The following is a 22,060-nucleotide window of genomic DNA, read 5'->3' on the forward strand; positions in this document are numbered from 1 at the left end:
AATATCTCACTCGGTGAACCCGGTATTACCGGCGGCCCGAATCTGGCCGGGCGTGAGATTTTTAAGCCGTTTCATGGTATTCGTGAGATGACTCTGGCTTGAAAATCCTGATCGATGTGCAATTTCAAAGATTGGAAGATTGGTTTGCGTCAGCAACGTTTCCGCTTCCTCAAGACGAACCTTTGTAAGATATTGATGTGGAGGCATACCGAGAGTGAGCGTAAAAGCACGAATGAAGTGACTGGGTGAAGACTGAACAACCCTGGCCATCGAAAGTATCGTAAGATTTTCTGCCATATTTTGATGAATATATTCGCGAATGCGCTTCACATGATGTCCGGCTAGCCGCGCCTGCGTCATTGGCTTTGTAATTTTATGTGCAGAGTAAGTTCGGATGATATGAACGGCCAGCACCGTCATTAAAGCGTCTAGATACACCGGATTGACGGCGGTGCTGGATAATTCCTTTGCCATCGCAGTGCCAATGCGAAGTGCTCTAAGATCAACGTGACCAAATTTGGGAGGGCGGAGATCCCAACTATTGCCGTCAAGTTCGGTGGCTGCCAAGGCTGCATAGGCAGCCCGTCCAAATGCCACTGCAACATTCTTTTTTATGCCTGACCAGCGAAGGGTTCGGTCAATCTCCGCAGGATTAATGACTACAGCCCCCGCAGGCGCATTAAATTGATATGTCCTGTCACTTGCAAACGCAGCTTCCATGCCAGGCGACGGTGAAAGCATAATACTGGCAAAATCCACGTTGGTATGAAAACTCATCGAGCCGGCTGATCTGGTAGCTTTGATAACTGCGCCAATGGCTGTCTCAAATCTGGGTCCGACGCTCTCTGGAATTGCGGTTAATATTCCAGAAGAATTCGAAAGGTCGAGCTGTACAAGCGAATGAGAAATTATCGGCGTATTCATGTAATACTATGCACCGGAGTTTGTATTCAATGATATGCGAAACCCTTGCCGGAAAGGACAAGAGATACGCAACTCTTCATTGAGCAACGTTGATTTGTAATGTCTTGGTTAAATGCATCGTAAAGTTCGCCAACTTGTCAGCGTTCGGACGCTTTAGGCCGGTGACACTCTCCATGCCAACTTCAAGCCGAAAAAATCATATAAACCATAAGTTGTAAATGTCGGAAATTGTTAGCGCTGAGTTGAAATGATTAAGAAAAGCTGCGTCAAAGATTTTGCGGCCATCATAAACACCTATAAAACATATAATTACTTATGAACATTGAGAGAGGCTGACATTCCCTTCGCTAACGTCATTTTCGAGATTTTATAGCAATAACTTGCAACAAAAATAGTTTTCTGCAACATCTCGAGCAGCGGTAAAGGATCCATTTAAAACTTGGCATCATTATTTTGCTACCGCCGTCGTATCAGCGGCAAACTATAAGCTCTTGATAGTCATTGGCGAATTAAAGGACCTCTCTTCCTGTGACGCAGACCTACTCAAGAGATGTTCCAGAATTTCTTTCACAATTTTCGGGTCGAACGGTTTAGCCACTACTCTCACGCTCGGTGGCAAACCTGCCGGAATGATAGCTTCTTCAACGGTAACAATGAGAGCCAGCTGCGGAAACTGCGCAGCTATCATTGTTATGTAGTTTTCGTCTGTGGTTTTTCCTGTTGATTCATACTCCGCAATAACGACACTTATCTCCGCGCGCGCTTTCAGTAGGACCATGGCTTCTTCCATGGTGGCCACATCAAAAACTTTGAGACCGGACGCTTCTAGGTATTCGCGAATGAAGAAATTCAAGATGACGTCTGGCTGTATAAGAAGTACTGTAATGGGCTGCCTCAGTTCCGATTTAAACTCGTTCATTTAGCCCTACTGCCTACAAAAGAGTGAATGCTGAACGCGCACCCGGCAAAATTCAAATTAAATTCATAGTATCGTCCACTGCCGTTAAAATATAGTCTCGTTATTCAAGCAAGTACTCTGGCACCGATGGCACTGTATAGTGCTTTCCTGTGGAACGACAGAACCGATGAAAATGTGCAAATCTGCCGCGGGCATGCAGATTATTTAACGCTACGAGCCGCTTCCTGTGCCGTGGAAAAAGCCCTGCCACTAATATCCGATGTTTCGTAGTCGGAGCCGGCCAAATAGCCAAATCCTATCAAAACAGCGATGCAAGCAGCCAATAGTAATTTATGCCAGTTATACACCTCACCCCCCACGATCATGTCACAACAAGAACGATAAAAACCGCCCCAGTGTTGTCGAAGATATTCGCGGATGCATATCGATCTATATGTCATCGATCGGGGCTGTTAAAGCCCCGTGCCACTATCAGCGACTTCGCTCAATAATATACCGCTGTAAAATGTAACGATATCCAATTGTAAGTCATTGGCTAAACATTTTCAGTCGGGGCCGTGCAATATCACTAATGACGCGTTCTCATTAGCACAACAAAATAGGGACCACCCACAAGTGCAGCTAGAAGCCCGGCAGGAATCTGCCACGGGAAGATAAGCATTCGGCCGGCCCAGTCCGCAAGCATCAGCAGGAGTCCGCCAAGGAGCCCCGCCGCGGCAAGCTGAGGCAAGGCCCTTTGAAACCCGAGGACGCGTGCCATGTGCGGTGCCATCAAACCAACAAAGCTCAGCGGTCCAATAATCAATGTCGACGCCGCTGTTGATGTTGCGATCAAAACGAGCAGGATGATTCGTACACGGTTAGCCCCAAGACCTACTCCTCGCGCAGCGGCTATGCCTAGCGGCAATATCTCCAGCCAGCGCGCGGTCAGCGGTGCAATCCCCACAAGAATAGCCGTGATGATCCCAGCGATGATGGCATCATCTGCTGTCGCCGTGTAGGTCGAACCGGATAACCAGGCTAACAATATACCCAGTCGCGGATCTCCGCTGGCCAAAACGATCGCCGATGCCGCCGATGCCATTGTTGCCACGGCAACACCGCTGAGTAGCAGTCGCTCGGGGGCTAACGCCTTTCGATAATCCATCGGTGCAATCAGCAGCAGGCTAACAAGCGCCCCCGCCAATCCAGCCAGGAACATTGCCGGACGACTAAAACTCGACATTGAAACAAACAGCAAAAGCACGCCGAGGGCGGCGCCGCCCGAAATGCCCAGCACCTCAGGTGCCGCGATTGGATTACCAGTCATGCGCTGGATTAGTACACCTGCAAACGCCAACATAATACCCGCCGACAGTGCCACAACAACCCGTGGCGCCCTGAGGGGCAAGAGATAGCCAAGTTCATCGGATGTAGCCCAATACCAGCCATTAATATCACGCCCAGCGGCAAGGGTCAGACAGAGGAAAAAACCGAGTACTAAAAGGCCGGCCAACAACCAGGGCAAAGCATTGCGCCGGCGGAACACTGATGACGCATCTCCGTTTTTATGTGGTGCGATGCGCAACTTCGGTAGCAGCAGCAACAGCAACGGCGCACCAAGAAACGCTGTTGCAGTACCGGCAGGAATTTCCGACAAAAATGGCAATATCTGCACAACCCGATCAGTCAGCCAAAGCAGGGAAGCGCCTAAAAGCGGTGCCCAGATCATGCGTTGATGCAGCGTTCGCGCACCGGCAAGCCGAGTCAGAACCGGCGCTGCCAAGGCCACAAAGCTGATGACACCAACAGCCGCTGTGGCGATAGCGCTAAGAATCACTGCAACCACCAATCCCGTCATCCGCGTCAAAGTCGGGTTGTTGCCCAGGCTCGACGCTCCCTCGTCAGCCAGATCAAGGATTTGTAATGGGCGTACCAGCAGGAAGGCCGCTGCCGCGCCCGCCAACAACCAGGGTGTCAGCGCAAAAGCCGTGGCATCGCCATTCTGTATAAGTGATCCACTCTGCCAAATGTACAATTCCTGGGAATATTCACGATTGGCAGCCATCAAGAAGGCACTTGCAGAACTGAAGGTGAGGCTGACGATCAGCCCCCCGATAATGATCCTTATTGGAGAAAAACCGCGTCCCGACGCCAAGGCGAAAACGATCAGTGTACTTATTGTGCCACCGGCGATAGCCACCCACTCCCGTCCATGTTCCAACATCCACGGCGCATAGAGGGTCGCAAGAGTTAAAGCGACACTGGCACCTGCATTGGTGCCAATTGTTGTCGGTTCGGCAAGAGGATTGCGCAGGATTTGCTGGAACAGCGTGCCAGCAAGCCCGAGTGCAGCCCCAACCAACAGGCTGATTGCAAGACGTGGCAGGAAAGCATGGCGGTAAAGCAGCTGCCGGGGATCAGTAAAGTCGGCATTGCTGATCGCACGCCACCAGAACTCGGTGGGCAGCAGTCGCAGAAGGTCGGATATGGTGAGGGATGCGGCGATGAACGCGGGAATGCCAACGAGCAAAGGAAGAAGCCATATTCCAGTGTTCCGCCGCGTTGTCGTTTTTGTCAGTTGCATGACCGTCATGTTTGCGCAAGCAGCGTGGCGAAACGGGCGGCCGCGGCCAGCCCGCCGAACGGCCAGACAGGAGGAATTGTTGTAACATTGCCTGCCCTGACGCAAGGGAGGCTCTTCCACAGCGTACTTTGTTCGATTCTGATCTTCACATGCGGCGGAATCGGGTCGAGCGAGATCAGCCGCGCGTTACCGATCGCCACAAGTTCCTCGATACCCATCGTCGAAAACCCCCAACTTCCGGTTTCTCCGGTCCACGCATTGATAAGCCCAAGCCTATCCAGCACGTCCTGGAAAAGACTCGACCTGCCATAGACACGCACATGCCGATCGTCGAACATGCTGACCACAGCGAGGGGACTACCGCCTTGGTCCGCCAGCATCTTTTTGGTCCTGGAAATCGTAGCCGCCGTGCTTTCAATCACCTCATGCGCTTGCGTTTGCCGACCAAGCCTCTCGGCCAATCTCAGCGTCTCGCTCTCGGCCTGACCATATGGTGTCCCGCCGGTGCCGTCGTAAAGTGCTACCGTATGCAGCGGTGCAATCTTCGCAAATGGACCTCCCTCGAGTCCGTAGCCATGAGCGCTGACGATCATATCAGGATTGAGCTTGAGCAAGACCTCAAGATTGGGCTCACCACGGGAGCCTAAATCAAGACAGTCATCAGACAGCCGGGGTGCCACAACCCAGTCACGGTAACCTTTAAGATCGGCTACCGCTACAGGCTGGATACCCAGCGAGACGACAAGTTCGGCCGAGGCCCATTCAAGACAAGCCACTCGCGGCATATTTGCTGCACGCGCGACCGGAATTTGGGCAACCAACATTGCCGCAAGCCCTCCGATACATTGCCGTCGTGTTGGGTATTTGAGGCAAATGGATCGTTTGTTATATGTTCGTGTCCCGTTCACCAGCGATACTTCACCGAGCCCGTAATCTTGCGGCCCTCTCCATAGAAGCAACCGGAGGTGCGATTGAAGCAGGAGGCAACATATTGCTTATCGAAAAGGTTGCTGGCATTGAGCTGGAATTTCATGTTCTTCCAGTCATAGTGGATGGCGGCATCGACCAGTGTTGCCGACGGCACCTTGAAAGAATTGTCATCATCGCCAAAGCTTGATCCGATATAGCGGGCGCCAACACCGGCGCCGAAACCTTCGAGCACGCCAGTTTTGAACGTATAGTCGCCCCACAGCGACATTCGGTGGCGCGGCACGCCGGAAGGCATATTGCCACCTGTGCCTTCGCCATCATCGCGAATCTCCATATCTGTATATGCGTAAGCGAGTTTTATATCCCAACCGGAATCGAGGCTGGCAACGCCTTCAACTTCAATACCCCGCGAGCGAATTTCTCCTGTCTGGAAACGCTCATTGCCAATAGTGCGAGAGACATTCTCACGGGTAAGATCAAAGGCAGCAACGGTTACGAAGCTGTTCCAGCCTTTTGGCTGATATTTGATACCGACCTCGTACTGCTCACCGGTCCCTGGCTTGAAGGTTTCACCGCCGCTTCCCGTGCCCAATGTCGGATAAAATGATGTTGAATAACTGACATAGGGCGCAAGGCCGGTGTCGGAGAGATAAACGAGGCCAACCCGGCCCGTGAATGCACTATCAGACTGCTCGCTTTCGCTGTGCGAAAGCTTGTCGAGTATTGTGCTTTTTGTCCAATCCTGTCGACCGCCGAATGTAAGCGCCCAATTATCATACTTGATCTGATCTTGCGCGTAGAGACCGGCCTGCCACTGGCGAGTGTTGGTATCCTTGTAAGAAATGATATCGGACACCGGGGCGCCGTAGACGGGATTAAAGATATCATCAAGCGGTGCAACTGTTCCCGAGCCACCCCAATCCTTGTAATCAGTGTACTGGTAGTCGAATCCCATCAGCAGCGTGTGTGCAAGCGGCCCCGTGTCGAACTCGGCCTGAGCCTGATTGTCGACCGAAAAATTGCCGAGCGTTGAGCTCCCGGCGTCGACATAGCGGTGGTAGGTATGTCCGTCAGGATCAAGGCCAGGAGAAAGATCAGGATTGGGATTGGCCCCGCCGCCGAACACGCCAAGCTGCTTATCATTGCTAAGATAAGAATAGCGAAGGTTCTGCCGAACGAGCCATGTGTCATTCATCCGATGCTCGAACTCATAACCGGCCATGGCAAGTGTTGGAGAAAACTCATCGAAACCCGGTTCGCCAACAAAGCGGCTGTTCGGCAAACGCTTGCCGTTCAGCCCCGGAAAGACAGTGCCATCGGCGGGTAGAAATTGGATACCCCAGCCTGTTTTGTCACGTTGGTAGGTGGCAAGCAGCGTCAGGCTGGTGTCGGCATCTGGCTGCCACTTCAGCGAGGGCGCTATAAAGATGCGGTCGTCGTTGACAAAATCTACACCGGTTTCACCATCACGAAACAAGCCTGTCACCCGATAACTCAGCACGCCGTCCTTGTCGAAGACACCTCCCATATCAAACTGGGTCTGATAGCGGTTGAAGCTACCGGCACTGACTTCGATTTCCCGGAACGTTTCGCCAGTTGGGCGCTTGCTCACATAGTTGATAATGCCGCCGGGACTGTTCTGGCCATAAAGGACAGAGGCCGGGCCATGCAATATTTCCAGGCGTTCGGCACCATAGGGGTCAAGTGACAGGAAGGTGGCAAAATCCGTTCCCTTCAGCCGCAAGCCATCCTTATAAAAAGCCTCGTCCGATACACCAAATCCACGAATTTGCAGACCATAACCACGCGTGTCATTACCCCACAATTCTCCTGCGACACCGGCAGTGTAACGAAGCGCATTGCCCAGGCTCTCCACCCGCTGTGCCTTCATCTGATCCGCCGTAACGATCGAGATCGACTGCGGGTTTTCGATCAGCGGCGTATCGCTTTTGGAACCAGTCGCACTGCGGTTAGCAACATAACCATCGACGGGCCCCCAGGCATTTTCGACGCGCAGCGTGATAGGGTCAAGGAGAATGGTATCACTTTCTTGCGCCTGTGCAGAGGAGATGGCAATAATCCCCGATCCCAACATCGCCCGGGATAGGCCTAGTAACCGTCGTTTAATCGGACTTAGACGAGAAACAGAAAAGGTTACGCATGCGCGCCGATCCTTGCGGCGATCAGCATCGAAACTCGCGAAAACAACCACGTGAAAAATCCCCAGCTTTTGACACTACGCGTCTGCCAGCGAATCCCCCGCCGACTTTTCTTGACTAAGATACTCATCTTTCCCAGTCAACCTTAGTTCGACTAGGATTCTGGGCAAAGTTGCGTCGTTTTGAAAGCTTAGGGTGAAGGTGGTGGGGAATGATATTACTCGGACGCTAAAGCGTACCATTGCGGCATCACGCTTAAAAAACGTGAAGATCAAACAAAGCCAAAGCGACTTGTGGCACGGCTAAGTACGTTAATAGGATGCAAAAAGTGCTCGAAGACTAAAAATCCATCAAAAACATTTCGCCCGCATACCACAGCCAGACTAGCAGACATGTTGTGCCCGCGAGGACGTTGCCTATTCTTAAACCGCCTGTGGCATGCCATGCCAATGCATAATTAAGAATGACAATAATCGGAAGGAGCACCAGAACAGGCATAAACTTTCTTTCATTCTTGCGTTGCGTTTTTTCCACCGCACAACACCAATGGCTCAGAGCCAAATATTATGGCAAATGCGATAGCTGCGATTCTTGTGGCCGTCGGCCTGCATTGGCTTCTATAATATTACTGAAGATACAAACCACCGAAGCTTGTCGACGGGAAATTATTAGCTGTCGGGCCAAAGCTTCAAACGTTAGTCCGTTCATCACGCGACTTTGTGCACTTCTAATCGTTTTTCTGTTTCGGGGTCAAAAAGGTGCAGTTCGTGAGCGGCAACATCTATGCCCACAACATCACCTTCCTTGATGGCGGTAGCCGCGGGTACAGCAATGCTGATCTCATGGCTATTGTTGCGCAATGTCACAAGTCTCGTCTCTCCGTGAAACTCGTTACGCTCGACTCGACCGCGTAACCCACCCCCTTCATCAGTCAGTTGAAATGCACCTGGTCGGATACCTACGGTAACAGGGCCAGGCCTGATCGCAAAAGGAGCCTTGAACCTGGCACCAGAATCGCCAATCTCATCATTAAGCGCCTGTAATTGCATGAAGTTCATGTTTGGCGTTCCGATGAAGCCGGCGGCAAACAAGGTGGCAGGAGATTGGTAGATTTCTTCAGGCGTGCCCATCTGCTCGATACGCCCGTCCTTCATCAAAACGATCTTGTCAGCAAGTGTCATTGCTTCGAGCTGGTCATGTGTAACGTAAATGCTCGTCGTCTTTAGGTCCCGGTGCAGGCGCGCAATCTCGACACGCAAGCTACCGCGAAGCTTTGCGTCCAGATTAGATAACGGCTCGTCGAAGAGAAACACCTCCGGAGTTTTGATCATAGCACGCGCGATCGCCACGCGCTGTTGCTGGCCGCCCGACAGTTCCGTTGGTTTGCGGGACAGGTAGATGCCAAGACCGAGTGCCGCGACAACCGGAGCAAGGCGTTCCTTGATCGCGTCTTTTGCAACGCCGGCACGTTCCAGACCGAATACAATATTTTCCCGTACGCTCATATGTGGATAGAGCGCGTAATTTTGAAAAACCATAGCGATACCGCGATCTCCAGGGTCGCGGTCGTTCATACGTTGACCACCAATTAGAAGGTCACCGCTCGATATTTCTTCGAGACCGGCGATCATGCGCAGCATCGTTGTCTTGCCACAACCTGATGGCCCGAGAAAGACGACGAATTCATGGTCATCTATCTTAAGGTTGAAATCGTGCATGACTTCCACCGAACCATAGACTTTGCGGATTCCACGGCATTCAACGGTCGCCATCAGTTCCCCTCCCCGTCCAGGGTGATCTGCAGCTTCACATCTTCCGGACGCCCTTCGGCAGCGCGCTTGAAGGCCGCAATAGAGTCCTCAAATGCGAACGTGCCCGAGACGAGCGGCTTCAAATCGACCTTTCCGGCGGCGATGAGAGCCAAGGCGCGATCAAAGACGTTAGCATAGCGAAACACGGTTTCTATCCGACACTCGCGTGAGCATGCAGCAGCAATATCCATCGGGACGGGCTCAACTGGCAAGCCCACGAGGACCACGGTTCCACCAGGTCTCACGATTTTGAAAAGATCGGCGATAGCGGCTGATGCACCGGAGCATTCGAATACTATATCGGCACCCCAGCCACCTGTGGCAGCGTCAACTGCCTCGACGAGGTTCGTTTCTCGCACGTTGATCCCACTGATGCCGTCATAAGTTTCCGCAAGTTTCAATTTGATCGGGGAAACATCCGAAATCAGCACCCGCGAGCAGCCGCCGGCCAATGCTGCCAATGCAACCATGATCCCGATTGTACCACAACCTGTTACAACTGCCGTGTCGCCAGGGGTAATGCGGGCGCGTGCTGCGGCTTGCATACCGACGGCGAAGGGCTCGACCATCGCCCCTTCAGCAAAAGAGACGTTGTCTGGCAGTTTGTAGGTAAATCCGGCTGGATGAATGGTTTCCGGGCAAAGCACACCATGCACCGGCGGTGTTGCCCAGAAAGTTACGGCGGGATCGACATTGTAGAGCCCGAGACGCGAAGCACGCGATGAGGGATCGGGAATTCCCGGCTCCATGCACACCCGGTCACCGGCCTTAAGATGCGTGACGTTGGCACCGACTTCAGTCACGGTACCTGCGGCCTCGTGGCCCAGAACCATAGGCTCATTGAGCACGAAATTACCGATGCGGCCGTGGGTGTAATAATGCACGTCGCTGCCGCAAACTCCGACGGTATGGAGACGGACGCGTACATCATCTGGTCCCATCGTTCGGGCCAGATCGATATCGCGCAGCGTAAGTTCACCAACGCGCTCGAGGACAAGTGCTTTCATGAGATTCAACCTTGATCAGTTTTTTTGGAAAATGCGGCATTGAGCCCACTCGCCATTGCCCCAAGCAAAATGAGAGGTGGCAAGGACAAGAGAACGACGGCCGCGTTGAGAATGCCCCAAGGTACATTCATGCCGAGCTGTGACATTTCAGATGCAATGATTGGTAGGGTCTTTGCCTTGGATGTAGTGAGCATCATGGCGAGAAGAAACTCGTTCCAAACAAGCACAAAGGAAAAGGCAACGGCACCGAAAACCTGAAAGCGGACAATCGGAAGAGCGATGCGGAAGAAAGTGGCGTAGGGGCCTAATCCATCGACTCTGGCGGCCTCTTCGACATGCAGGCTAACACCTTCAAAAGCCGGAATCGACAACCAGATAGTGATTGAAGTCGTGACAATCAAATAGGTGACGATCAGGGACAGGCGGGTATCGTAGAGATCGAGGCCCAGCCAGATAACCAGCATTGGAATTGCAATCGCCACCGGCGGCAGAAAACGCAGCGACAGAACAAAAAACTGCGCCTCAGCTGTCAGGCGGTTTTTGAATCTTACAATAACATAGGCGGCAGGAATACCAAGCACGGCTCCAAGCATGACAGCGCTCGTGCAGATGATGAGTGAATTGGTGAGCGCGCGAGCGACCGAGCGCCGGTTCAGCACGTAGCTCATATTATCCCAGACCGGCTGGAAGAAGAGTTTTGGCGTGCTGACCAGCAGGTCGGCATTGGTTTTAAAAGCGTTGAGCAAAGTCCATAGTAACGGCAGGACCACGAAGGCAGCCGCTAATATCAGCATCAGCCTGAGGAGCAATGTGGACAGTTTCATCGGTTCAGCCTCTTCCAGGTAAAGGTGAAGGTGACGATGGTCAGTACCATCATGATGACTGCCATTGATGAGGCATATGAGATTTTGCCGGATTCAATGAAACCCTGGGAATAGGCATACATGTCGAGTGTTTCCGTCGAGATGCCTGGGCCGCCCCGTGTCATGACATAAACCAGATCGAAGGAGCGCAGACTTTCGATCGCCTTGACCAGAAGCAGGCTGATAAGCGGAGCCTTCAGCATCGGAAGTGTGACGTAGCGATGGACTTCCCAGCGCGTCGCGCGATCGATGCGTGCGGCTTCCAGAGGCTGCGGAGGAAGCGATTCCAGAAGCTTGAGAATAATTACCGCAAAGAAAAGCCCCCATTGCCAGACGTCGACGAATGCAACTGCAAACAGTGCCCCGAGCGGCGTGGAAAGGATATCTGGTGTACTGCCCGTGAGTTCGCGTACAGGCCAGGTCAAAGCGCCATACAAAGGATGAAAAGAGAATTTCCAAACAAAGGCAGCGCAGACGCGTGGCAAGAGGACCGGAATTATAAACAAGACACACAGGATATTCCGCACCCGCGGACCAGTCGCTTCAAACATGGCAATGCTGATCGCAATGCCCGTCAACATAGTGGCTGTGACACTCAAAACTTCCCATTTGAGCGACACCCACAAAGCATTGAGAAAACGGGAATCGGAAAACAAGGCTATATAATTGGCGAACCAAACGTAATCGGCCTGCGGCTGTGCCAGGGTTCTGTTCTGCAATGAAATATTGATTGCATAGATCGTCGGCACGAGCGCCAGAACAATCAGTATGACCAACGTTGGGCCGAGAAAAACGTAAGGCAGCGAACGCCTGCGGCGCATGGCAAAAATCCTCAACTGACAGGGTCGGGCGCGTCGTCTACGGCGCGCCCTTGGTAAAGGCTGACGGGTATCAAAGCTTGGTGGCGAAAGCCTCAAGCTCGTTGAGGGTTGCCTTGATATCCTTGCGGCTACCGGTGATGAGCTCTTCGAGCATGATCCCCCATTGATTACCCAGTTCTTGCCAGCGCGGATCTTGCCAGAAGGTTACCTGTGTCCGGCTTCCCGTTTGAGCCATGGCGTCAGCAAGGTTCTGACCAAAGGTCGCGGCATATTCCGGACTCTGGTAGGTGCTGGTGCGCGTCAACTCACCCGGTTGCCCCGCCGCCAGACGGCGCGCTTCCTGCTCTTTGGAGGTCGCCCAAGCAATGAACAGACCGGCGCAGGCTTTTTTCTCCTCGGTTGCATTGGCTTTTGCGGCGATGGCAAAGCCATGGGCATAACCGCCACCTGGTAGCGGCGTTGGGGGCACAGAGAAGGCTACTTTATCAGCCACCTGACTTTGCGCCTTGTCTACCGACATGCCGCCAAGGGGGGCGGATTCAATGATAATGGCGACCTTGCCAGCGCGGAATGCACCAGTCGATTCGTCCCAGGATCCGGTCTGCGTTCCGGGAGCGGAATATTTGAAAAGGTCCAAATAAGCCTGTGTAGCTTTCAGTGCGGCCTCTGAGTTAAATGCCGGCTTTCCGTCTTTGAACCACTCCCCGCCATATGCCTTAAACAATGGCATCCAGCGCCAGACATTGGCACCCGAGCCCCGCTGTCCCCGCAGAGCCGTTCCGTACACGCCATTGTCGGGGTCGTGCAGTTTTTTGACGGCAGCCAGATACTCTTCCCACGTTTTTGGTGGCGCGATACCAGCTTTTTCCAGAAGATCCGTCCGATAGACCATCAGGTCGCCACCGCCCTGTATGGGTGCGAACCATTGCTTTCCTTCATAGGTCGCGGCTGCTCGCATACCCGCATCGAAATCGGCATAGTCGTAGTCGGCGGGATAATAGCCATCGAGCGGCACGATCCAGCCAGAAGATGCGAATAGGGCGAGGTTTGCCTCATCGACATAGTAGACGTCAAAGCTACCGACGGTGGATGCGTCAGCCTGCGACTTTGCGCGACGGTCGTTTTCGTTAAGGTAGCTGATTTCAAATCCTGCGCCGGACAATTTCTCGAATTCGTCCACATGCTCTTCCAGCAGCGTTAGTCCATCGCGTGGCTGGGCGAGGACGCGCACATCGTCGCTGCACTGAGCAGCGGCAAAGGCGTTGGACGCCGTAAAGATTGCAATTGCCGCACAGCCAGCGCGGAGCCTGTTGAATGTCATGGTATCCTCCCTCGAACGGCAAAACTCCCTCGCCGTCTACGGGACCCATTGTGACTGGACTTGTCATCGGAACTAGTTTGCTTTTTGACTGAGAACTAATACTATTTTGACATTCTTCGCATATAAGGTGACTTGATGAATGCCAATTGCATCAGATTTCCCACATTCCGTTTCGGATACGTTCACTGCCACCCGAGAGCAAATCACTCTGCCTGGTGGCATGTCCTACCTCATCCGCCGGGATGACTATCCAAATCCGATCTGCATTTGGAATTATCATCCTGAATGGGAAATCCACTATATCCCTGACGCTTCGGGCTTTGCCTATGTCGGTGACTATATCGGTCCTTTTAAACCGGGGCACCTGATGCTGACTGGTACAAACCTTCCGCACAACTGGATCACACCAGGCGCGCCGCATCTGCCGGGACGCGATCTGGTGCTGCAATTCGATGCAGAAGCGCTAATGAACATACGCGCGGTCTGTCCGGAGTTTGATGTTCTCCACCGTCTGAAACCACTTGCCGCACGCGGTATCGAAATCATGGGGCCTGCTGCTCTGGAAATCGGTAGAAGAATACTTGACCTTCACGAACATGAAAATGCAGGAGGGCTCGGACTCTTCATCGAGATACTGAACAGCATTGAGACCGCTCCACAAAAGCGGCTTCTTGCCAGTGAGCATTTTATCTCATTTTATAACCAATTGTCGGACAGGCGTCATCGCAGGATCGATCAAGCTATCCAGATCATGCAATCCAGTCCTAGCGCGAAGATGCACGAGGTAGCCGAGCGTGTAGGTCTCGAGCCTTCCGCTTTTTCCCGCGCTTTCGGTCGGCTGACAGGTATGAACTTCTCCACCTATAGCCGCTCGGTGCGCGTTTGGCGCGCCCGCACATTACTGGCGGAAACTGGAATGTCGATCACGGATATCTGCTTCGAAGCAGGCTTCAACAATCTGTCGAATTTCAACCGTTATTTCAGAATGGAAACCGGCCTCACTCCACGATCTTATCGAAAGGCGGCAAGGATCAGAGCTAGATCAATGATCACACCGGCGACAACCATAGGGATACGCAATCAGTAGAGCCGAAAGCGCTTCACCTATTAACAGTCAGAAAATCACAACAGAATTCTAGTCTGCCAATCGGCCACCGGCAGCAATGATATCATCCAGCGTGTCGACGTCTGTGAGAGCCGCCTCGCCGATATCCACCTCAATTACAGGCAGTGCGGACTCTTCAATAATATCGCGAGCGCCAACGTCACCGACCAAAGCTTTCAGCCGGACATGAAGGGGAAGCGGAAAAACCACAGGATTGCCAGGCACGCCCCGCGAGATAGCACGAACGATATACTTGCCTTGGCCGTTTCGAAACGCAGCGATTAGAAAATTGAGATCAAGCACAATCACAGCCGGCATATCGGCAAGCATAATCAATATACCCTCAGGCCGACCTCTTTCCGCAGTTCGCACGCCAAGTGCAAGCGAACTGGCCATTCCCGAAAGATAATTCTTGTTGTGGACGAGCTGAACATCAAGGTCTGCAATCGCATTTTGTATTTCAAGGTGCCTGTGTCCAGTCACAACGGTGACCGACTGACAATCGCATCCGCTGGCAATTAAGGTTGATCGGCGAACAAGCGGCATGCCTCCAAACTCGGCGAGCAATTTGTGTCCCCTGCTAGAGCAGGTTCTGCTTGACTTTCCGGCGGCCAGAACGACAACCGCTACCGATAACGCAGTACTCAACTCCGTGATCCACGGGCAAAGTGATCGCGGTTTGCCAGACGACAGGCGGCGATGTCGGCAAGCACTGACAGGGCAAGCGAATTTGACTCTCGCGCCGGTCCAAAAATCCCGATCGGCGCTTTGATCCGATCGATGTCTTTCTGTAACCACCCAAGTTCAAGCAACTGTTCGACGCGCCGTCGATGCGTGCGAGCGCTTCCCAACGCTCCTAGATAAAAGGCTGAAGATCGAAGGGCTGCGTCGAGAACCCATCGTTCAGTGTCAAGGTCATGATGCAAGAGGACGACGGCGGTAAAGGAGTCAATCGCGTCGACAATATCCCATTTATCGTGGCCCGATATTTGGACAACAACGTCGTAACCTGATGCCTTAGCAATGGATGCGACCGCCTCCGCTTCAATTGTTTTGCCGGAAACGATTACGCGTATGCGGGGAAAATAGACGGAATAAAAGTTTCCAATGCGGAAGTATGATCGTGATGATGGTTCAATAGCCTCAAGGGACTGGTGCTCGGCGCTGTATTGAAGTCCGGCCTGTTGCCGCCGCTTGAGAAGACCGAGAACCTTATGGATCGGTGTTACGTCCGTTAGTACGTGGATCGCAACGGTTATACCGCCGCCGCAAGGCAGTTCGATATCAAAATAGGGGGAGCCCGCACCGAAACTGACAGTCCTGTCCTTCTGTTCGGCGATCGCAAGCATTGCCTCGGCCGCGACAGCGGCTTCGACACACCCTCCGGAAACATATCCGCAGAATTGTCCGTCCGCGGTGATGACAACATGAGATCCAAGAGCGCGTGCAGCTCCGCCCTGGATTTCAATCAGTGTGGCCAGCGCAACGCCGCCTTTTACAAAAGCGTCAGCGGCAAAGCTGAGAATCTCGAAAGGATCGTCAGTCGACAGCAACCGCACCGGTGTCGGATTCGCTATTACGGTTGAAATCTCACTCATGCGAACTTCCCCGCGATAACTTCAGGCGGTTGTGATCAGTTCTCCGAGAAGCTCGCCCCACCTTCATCCATCATCACAACGCAAACCTTACAATCCCGGACGATGAAGGTGTTACAAGCTTGGGGAGGGAGGGATCAACTCGGGCATTGTTCCAACTCACGCGATTCACTCAACGCGGAACGGATCCAGTCATTGACCTGTGCGAAGGACATCATGAGTTGATCTTCGGCTGTCAGAAAACGACCATTCAATGACACTCCGTGGCTCGCCGTCTCAAGCACTTTCTGAATGGTTTCCTGCGTCCATAGCTTTTCCCGCACGAGATTTGCCGCATGTTCATTGTGAGATAGATTATATTTTTCAATAACATACACAAAGCCACTGAGCTTTTGCCACCAAACCTTTACATTGGTTAGAGCTATCCAGGTTGTTTCAAGGTCAGAATCCACTGACACGATTGGTACGATCGCCACGGGTGCGCCGCTCGTCTTAAGATAGCCGACGATGTCGAAGTCGACGCAAAAATCAAACACATCCATCTTCTGCAGCAGCGTCAATAGATAATCTCTTTCGAACATCTTGAACGGGCAAGTTACGTCTCCCAACAAAAGGTCGAAGTCGAGAAGTTGATGGACACGTTTCAACATATAGTTGGCATAGGACTCGCTTTCTCTGGTTGAGTGCCATTCTGAGATTCGAGTAGCTCTGCGGTCCCCGATCGCTGCCTTTGCTCCGTTGCCAATCAGTTCGTAGAGCAACAAGCCGATCTGCCCAAGATGATTGCTGTTATCGCAATCGGTGTACATGACGTAGTCATGTCCGTCATGCGCAGCCTTTTGCATACCATATATAATTGCGCCACCTTTCGTTGAAGACGATGCATCGTTGAGCTTGGAAAGAGGCAGTTCTGACGACGGCAAAGCATCGCGAAGTCTTAGAAAAAACATGTTCTTCTTTGCGGACACGTCAGCAATGCTTTTCGCAATGTCAAGGCTGCCTTCGGGGCATTCATCATCAACAATGTAAAGGCTCCAGGAAATGGGTGTATCGCGAAACAACCATTCCAATTCTGCAACCTTGGCTCGCAGTGCATCTTCTCCAGTGGGGTTATCCGTTGAGTACGGTTGCAATCGCCGAACCTCTTTCCACACGGCAAATACCACGGCGATGCGAAGTTCATGAGTGATGGTGAGGACGAAGCGTCGCGACTTTGCCAGGAACGTGGCGAGTTCAGCCAGAATTTCGTCATTGTCGGCGATTTCGCTAATCGCTTCCCTATCTGTGATGTTTTTAGCCACCAATAAATCGGCGACGCGAAATGCATTCTGGCGATAATCCCACGAGCTTAGAAAACGAACAACATAGTCGTTATCAGGAACAATTTTCACATTTTTTGTAGCACTCATATCGACTTACACTCCAATTTAGCAATTAAATGGTGACGTTGATGGGTGGCCTGGAGAAAGACTACGCAAATCGAGGGCATCCGTTTGACCGAGTATCAATGCGAGGACACGAGGCGGTGTCAGGGGTAGTTCTTGAACATTTTTCCCTATGGCATTGGCTACGGCACAGGCGATTGTGGCCCCGACATTTAAAATCGGCACCTCACCAGCGCCTTTCGTACCAAACGGACCGATAGAAGGAGCTCCTTCGTAAAGCCCGATTTCGACAGGAACGACGTCCTGAGCGAGCGGTACACGGTAGTCTCCAAAACCCAATTGAGAGATTTGCCCATCCGGGCCAAAGGTGACCTCTTCATGAAGAGCGTAACCAAGTCCCTGGGTGACTCCGCCCTGAATTTGACCATGGATCGCGCGTGGATTAAGCGCACGCCCCACATCCTGAACCACCCGGTAGCTCAAGACATCCACGTGACCCGTGTCGGGATCGACCGCAACTTCGCACTGGTGCACAGCGAAAACGGGAATGTCGACAGCATCCAGAAAATGACCCGCTGCACACCCCGCCATGGCAGGAACACCGGGACGTGTAAAGGAACCGCTGCCGGATATTGGACCGCTCAGTACTTGAGCCTGTTCGGCAACATTGGCGATTGTCGTGCCGGATCCCTTTCTTCCTGCAATTTCAACTCGGCCATTCTGGAGTACCAGATGCTCGGGGCTGGTCTGCAACATTGCACTTGCCACCTCGAGTATTTTTCTGCGCACCTCGTCACAGGCTACCGATGCTGCTGCCCCTAGAGAAACTGTCGTTCGCCCACCTCCAACACCGACATCGAATCCGGCCGCATCCGTATCGGCAGCTTTCACAATGATATCGTCAGCACTTAGCCCAAGCTTTGCCGCAACGATCTGCGGCAATGATTGCATCATCGTTCCCTGGCCAATTTCTACTCCAGCTGTCACAAGAGTGGCGCTGCCGTCGGGATTAAGATTAACCGTTGCTGCGGAGGGGCCGACAAAGACGAACCAAGTGCCGACTGTGAGCGCTTTGCCATAGAGGCGGGTTCCGACGTCAATTTTTTCGGATACTTTGGTTTTGGACATTGCCTCCATTCGGTCGAGCATCGGGCCAAGGACATTTCCATCAAAGACCTGTCCTGTCGAGCCGATGTCTCCGTCGCCGAGAACATTGAGACGCCGAAACTCCAGCGGATCCATCCCGATGGCATTGCAAATCTCGTCGGTATGACGCTCGAGCGCAAAGATATTGTAGACCCCGTTGCAAGCACGAAAGGCTCCGTTCGGTGCAGTATTGGTATAGACTGCGCGACTTGTCATCTTGACCGCGCCGAGCCGGTAACCAGAGCCAAGCGTGTGGGCGGTCATTGTCGTCAGATAGATTTGCTCACCCCCATACGCGCCGCAATCCATCAACACCGTCGCTTCACGACCAACGATCTGGCCATCCTGCGTCACAGCGGACCGGATACATATGTCGGCATTCTCTCGGCTGAGACAGGTCTGGACCTCTTCCTGTCGTGAATTAATGACGGCCACTGTTCGGCCCGCCGCACGTGCCAGCGCTGCAGCAAAGGGTTCTATTGTGCAGCCGTATTTCACACCAAAGCCACCTCCGACCGGAGGGACCGTAACGCGAACTTTTGACGGGGGTAGACCGAGAACGCGGGCAGTCACGTTCTTTACAGTCCAAGGAGCTTGTGTCGAAGTAATAAGATGGAGACGTCCATCTTCATAGGAAGCGATAGCTGCTCGTGGCTCAAGCTGCATGTGAATTTGGCGGCCTACGCGGTAACAACTTTCGACTATCTGAACGTCGGGCCGAGAAAACGCCGCATTCGTATTTCCACGTGTGACGGTCGCTTCCCAAGCTATGTTCCCGCCGCGACGCGCACCTTCCGCCTCCAGCAATACTTCATAAGTTTTCCAATCTTTGTGCACGAGTGGCGCATTGGACGACAGAGCATCGTCCATCGTCAGTACCGCCGGTATCGGCTGGAAAATGATACTGATAGCGGCCGCTGCTTCTTTGGCTTGTCGAAGCGTATCGGCAGCAACAGCAGCAATTGGTTCGCCGTGATACCGCACGACATCACTAGCGAACAAAGGCTGGTCGGCAACGCCAATACCGTACTTTCCAGGCGCATCCATGGCGGTAATAATCGCTCGTACACCTGGCATTTTTCGTGCAGCAGATGTGTCCATATGCACGATCTGCGCCGACGATACGGTAGCTCGCAAGATATATCCATGCAGCATATCCGGCCCGACCTGATCCACAGTAAAGTGGGTTCTTCCGCGCAATTTATCTCGCGCATCCCGCCTGGCGAAGTTCATCACCACATTCAAAGGTCCCGCTTCAGACATCAGCTTTGCTCCCCTCCTCACAAAGCATAAGGGCGGCATCAATGATGCGTTCGTAGCCGGTGCATCGGCAGATATTTCCGGCAAGGCCGCGCTTTATTTCATCGCGTGTCGCCGTAGGGTTCTGCTCGATAAGCTTTGTCAAACTCACGATCATGCCCGGAAAGCACATTCCGCACTGTACGGCATCAAGATCTTCGAGCGCCTGCTGCAATGGAGAAAGACCGCCTTCGCGACCTAGGCCTTCGACCGTCACTATGCATTTCTTCTCAGCCAGTCCCACTGGCGTTAGACACGACACCATGGGCACGCCATCCACATTCACCATGCACGCCCCGCAAAAACCCTCACGACATACATCTTTGGTGCCGGTAAGGAAGAACGTGTTTCGTAAAACGTCCAGCAATGGCGTCATCGCTTTACCGTCAAAAACTCGATCTTCACCATTCACATTGATATAAATCGACATTCAAGCTCGCCCCAGCTCGTGTTTTTGCAGATCTTCAAAAGCGCGCCGCACTAGGGTTGGGAGTACATGTATGCGATACCATCCAGGGACCTCGGGTCCATCACGTCCGGCAAACTCGTCGGCGAGTTCCAATGCGTGCTGATAAATAAAATGCGAATGGAGAGGGAGACCCACTATCGCCCGTTCGAGACTGCGCCATCGCCGTGCAACAGCTTCGACGGATCCGACACCAATGGCAGCATTGCCGATCACACCGTCCGGGCGCCGCTCCACCGATACGCTTACGATTGCAACTGGATAATCCCCAGCTTTTCGGAGTGGCAAGCGGGCATGGGTCGAGATCACGGGGCGTATTGGGATCAGTACATGCAACAACAGATATTCTGGAGGGAGTGAATTGCGGATGCGGAGGAAATCTTCCAAGGCGATACGTTGACGACCTCGTACGGACTCAAATTCGACCTCAGCGTCATGACAGAGAAAGGCGGGCACTAGATCGGCAGCGGCGAAGTTTATAGTGCAAAGGTTGCCGCCCACCGTTGCAGCCTGGCGCACTGCCGGATTGGCCGCGCCGCCTGCTGCTGCCACCAAGCCACGCATTTCTGGGATCGCCTGAAGCTCGCGGGCAAGCTGAGCATGCGTTACGCCACTGCCAATTTTTATCTGGATGTCGGTAAAGTCGATCTGATGTAACTCCGGAATCCGTGCAATGGCGACATAGGTTTGCGCCAATGGTTCAGCGAGCAACGGAGATCTCATAATCCATGTGCCACCGGCCAGAACCTTCCCGCGTGACCCGAGATCCGACAGAACATTCAATCCATCAGTTATGGTTTCTGGCTGATACAAATCGGTGTTCTGCTGCTCTTGCATGTCTTCTCCGTGTCGGTGAACCGGGTTGCCAGGCGGCGGGGGAACTTCAAAGAGCCAGATGACTCCGATCTTGAAGGTCGATAGCCAATAAGAGCGATGCTGTATCAGCGGCACCAGGCGCGGCGGCCAGAATTGATCCACTTTGCGCGCCGCTCTCTATGAAATCTTCAACGACGCCACCTGCCTCACGCACCAGCACAAGCCCTGCGATCACATCCCAGACACTGGTGCGTGCGTCAGCATATCCGTCCAGCCGACCATCCGCGACATGAGCAAGCATCATGGCTGATGAGCCAAAGCGGCGGTACTCACAGCCATGATCCAGAATATGACTGATCTGTTGCGCATGAGCAGTTACGCTCTTGCCCGAGGTGAAGCCCACGCCAAACACTGATTTGTTGAGGGTCGCATCTTTGTTGACTGCTATCGGGTCACCATTACGAGTTGCACCTCGTCCTGAGACGGCACTATATAATTCATCTTTAATAGGGTCGAAGATGACGCCAAGTATTGGCTTACCATCAACGGTAGCTCCGATCGACACACACCAGCTCGGACGATCGCGCATGAAGTTCGAAGTGCCGTCGATCGGATCCAGAACCCAGACTACACGTGCCCCCTCTTTGTCCAGTCCGAATTCCTCGCCCAAAATGGCGTGATGCGGAAATGCTTGATGCAACCTATTCCGGATCAGCAATTCGACTGCTTTATCAACCGCTGTCACAAAGTCTTGCGGTCCTTTGGTTTCAATTTCCAAGGGTTTATTCTGCGTCAAATATGACACAGCCAGCCGTCCAGCCGCCAGTGCCGTCGCTTCGGCTACAGCTTGCATCATCACCAAGTTATTGTCTTCGTTTGCCACTGTTCCGTCCCTTCATTTGCTTTCACAACCCAGCGTCTCATGGC

Annotated in this window: 18 protein-coding genes; 1 reads left to right on the forward strand and 17 read right to left on the reverse strand. The window is 53.0% G+C overall.

All coding sequences use genetic code 11. The features are described 5' to 3' along the window. Positions 1–6 precede the first annotated feature (6 nt). The 10 genes from AC6CHM_RS16750 to AC6CHM_RS16795 form a co-directional block, all read right to left on the reverse strand. Entirely contained in the window at positions 7–924 is a 918-nt protein-coding gene (locus tag AC6CHM_RS16750; RefSeq protein WP_498173781.1) for a helix-turn-helix domain-containing protein, read from the reverse strand. Between the two features lie 481 nt (positions 925–1,405). Continuing rightward, complete coding sequence (locus AC6CHM_RS16755) at positions 1,406–1,843, reverse strand: hypothetical protein (RefSeq protein ID WP_498173782.1); 438 nt, start codon at positions 1,841–1,843, stop codon at positions 1,406–1,408. Positions 1,844–2,411: 568 nt separating this feature from the next. Then, entirely contained in the window at positions 2,412–4,409 is a 1,998-nt protein-coding gene (fhuB, locus tag AC6CHM_RS16760; protein ID WP_498173783.1) for a Fe(3+)-hydroxamate ABC transporter permease FhuB, read from the reverse strand. Positions 4,410–4,414: 5 nt separating this feature from the next. Beyond that, positions 4,415–5,233, reverse strand: coding sequence for an ABC transporter substrate-binding protein (locus AC6CHM_RS16765; protein ID WP_336441395.1), 819 nt, complete (start codon positions 5,231–5,233; stop codon positions 4,415–4,417). Positions 5,234–5,313: 80 nt separating this feature from the next. Further along, the gene (locus AC6CHM_RS16770; RefSeq protein WP_498173784.1) at positions 5,314–7,551 is read right to left on the reverse strand and encodes a TonB-dependent siderophore receptor; all 2,238 of its coding nucleotides are present in this window, start codon (positions 7,549–7,551) and stop codon (positions 5,314–5,316) included. Positions 7,552–8,205: 654 nt separating this feature from the next. Next, a complete protein-coding gene (locus AC6CHM_RS16775; RefSeq protein WP_498173785.1) occupies positions 8,206–9,270 on the reverse strand; it encodes an ABC transporter ATP-binding protein in 1,065 nt (354 codons plus the stop codon). Continuing rightward, the gene (locus tag AC6CHM_RS16780; protein ID WP_498173786.1) at positions 9,270–10,316 is read right to left on the reverse strand and encodes an NAD(P)-dependent alcohol dehydrogenase; all 1,047 of its coding nucleotides are present in this window, start codon (positions 10,314–10,316) and stop codon (positions 9,270–9,272) included. The genes AC6CHM_RS16775 and AC6CHM_RS16780 overlap by 1 nt, the downstream gene beginning before the upstream one ends. 5 nt (positions 10,317–10,321) lie before the next feature. Then, on the reverse strand, positions 10,322–11,140 hold the full coding sequence (locus AC6CHM_RS16785; protein ID WP_498173787.1) for a carbohydrate ABC transporter permease: 819 nt from the start codon (positions 11,138–11,140) through the stop codon (positions 10,322–10,324). Continuing rightward, the gene (locus AC6CHM_RS16790; protein ID WP_498173788.1) at positions 11,137–12,000 is read right to left on the reverse strand and encodes a carbohydrate ABC transporter permease; all 864 of its coding nucleotides are present in this window, start codon (positions 11,998–12,000) and stop codon (positions 11,137–11,139) included. The genes AC6CHM_RS16785 and AC6CHM_RS16790 overlap by 4 nt, the downstream gene beginning before the upstream one ends. 70 nt (positions 12,001–12,070) lie before the next feature. Further along, positions 12,071–13,321, reverse strand: coding sequence for an ABC transporter substrate-binding protein (locus AC6CHM_RS16795; RefSeq protein ID WP_307277029.1), 1,251 nt, complete (start codon positions 13,319–13,321; stop codon positions 12,071–12,073). Positions 13,322–13,460: 139 nt separating this feature from the next. Between AC6CHM_RS16795 and AC6CHM_RS16800 the strand changes: the two genes are divergently transcribed. Continuing rightward, positions 13,461–14,408 (forward strand): AraC family transcriptional regulator, encoded by a 948-nt coding sequence (locus tag AC6CHM_RS16800; protein WP_498173789.1) that lies wholly within the window; start codon positions 13,461–13,463, stop codon positions 14,406–14,408. A 48-nt stretch (positions 14,409–14,456) separates the two neighbouring features. Here AC6CHM_RS16800 and AC6CHM_RS16805 read toward each other — a convergent pair whose 3' ends face one another. The 7 genes from AC6CHM_RS16805 to AC6CHM_RS16835 all read right to left on the reverse strand — a co-directional run bounded on the left by AC6CHM_RS16805 (position 14,457) and on the right by AC6CHM_RS16835 (position 22,016). Continuing rightward, complete coding sequence (locus tag AC6CHM_RS16805) at positions 14,457–15,074, reverse strand: nucleotidyltransferase family protein (RefSeq protein ID WP_498173790.1); 618 nt, start codon at positions 15,072–15,074, stop codon at positions 14,457–14,459. Beyond that, positions 15,071–16,024, reverse strand: a complete 954-nt coding sequence (locus AC6CHM_RS16810) for an XdhC family protein (RefSeq protein ID WP_498173791.1) — start codon at positions 16,022–16,024, stop codon at positions 15,071–15,073. Before AC6CHM_RS16810 ends, AC6CHM_RS16805 begins: the two co-directional genes overlap by 4 nt. Positions 16,025–16,158: 134 nt before the next feature. Next, on the reverse strand, positions 16,159–17,430 hold the full coding sequence (locus AC6CHM_RS16815; protein WP_498173792.1) for a glycosyltransferase: 1,272 nt from the start codon (positions 17,428–17,430) through the stop codon (positions 16,159–16,161). 18 nt (positions 17,431–17,448) lie between these two features. After that, positions 17,449–19,815, reverse strand: coding sequence for a xanthine dehydrogenase family protein molybdopterin-binding subunit (locus tag AC6CHM_RS16820; protein WP_498173793.1), 2,367 nt, complete (start codon positions 19,813–19,815; stop codon positions 17,449–17,451). Next, positions 19,808–20,281 (reverse strand): (2Fe-2S)-binding protein, encoded by a 474-nt coding sequence (locus AC6CHM_RS16825; protein ID WP_498173794.1) that lies wholly within the window; start codon positions 20,279–20,281, stop codon positions 19,808–19,810. Before AC6CHM_RS16825 ends, AC6CHM_RS16820 begins: the two co-directional genes overlap by 8 nt. After that, positions 20,282–21,154, reverse strand: a complete 873-nt coding sequence (locus tag AC6CHM_RS16830) for an FAD binding domain-containing protein (RefSeq protein ID WP_498173795.1) — start codon at positions 21,152–21,154, stop codon at positions 20,282–20,284. It abuts the gene before it with no gap. A gap of 46 nt (positions 21,155–21,200) precedes the next feature. Then, positions 21,201–22,016 (reverse strand): inositol monophosphatase family protein, encoded by an 816-nt coding sequence (locus tag AC6CHM_RS16835; protein WP_498173796.1) that lies wholly within the window; start codon positions 22,014–22,016, stop codon positions 21,201–21,203. Between the last annotated feature and the right edge of the window lie 44 nt (positions 22,017–22,060).

The organism is Phyllobacterium sp. GQ127 (genome assembly GCF_059758635.1).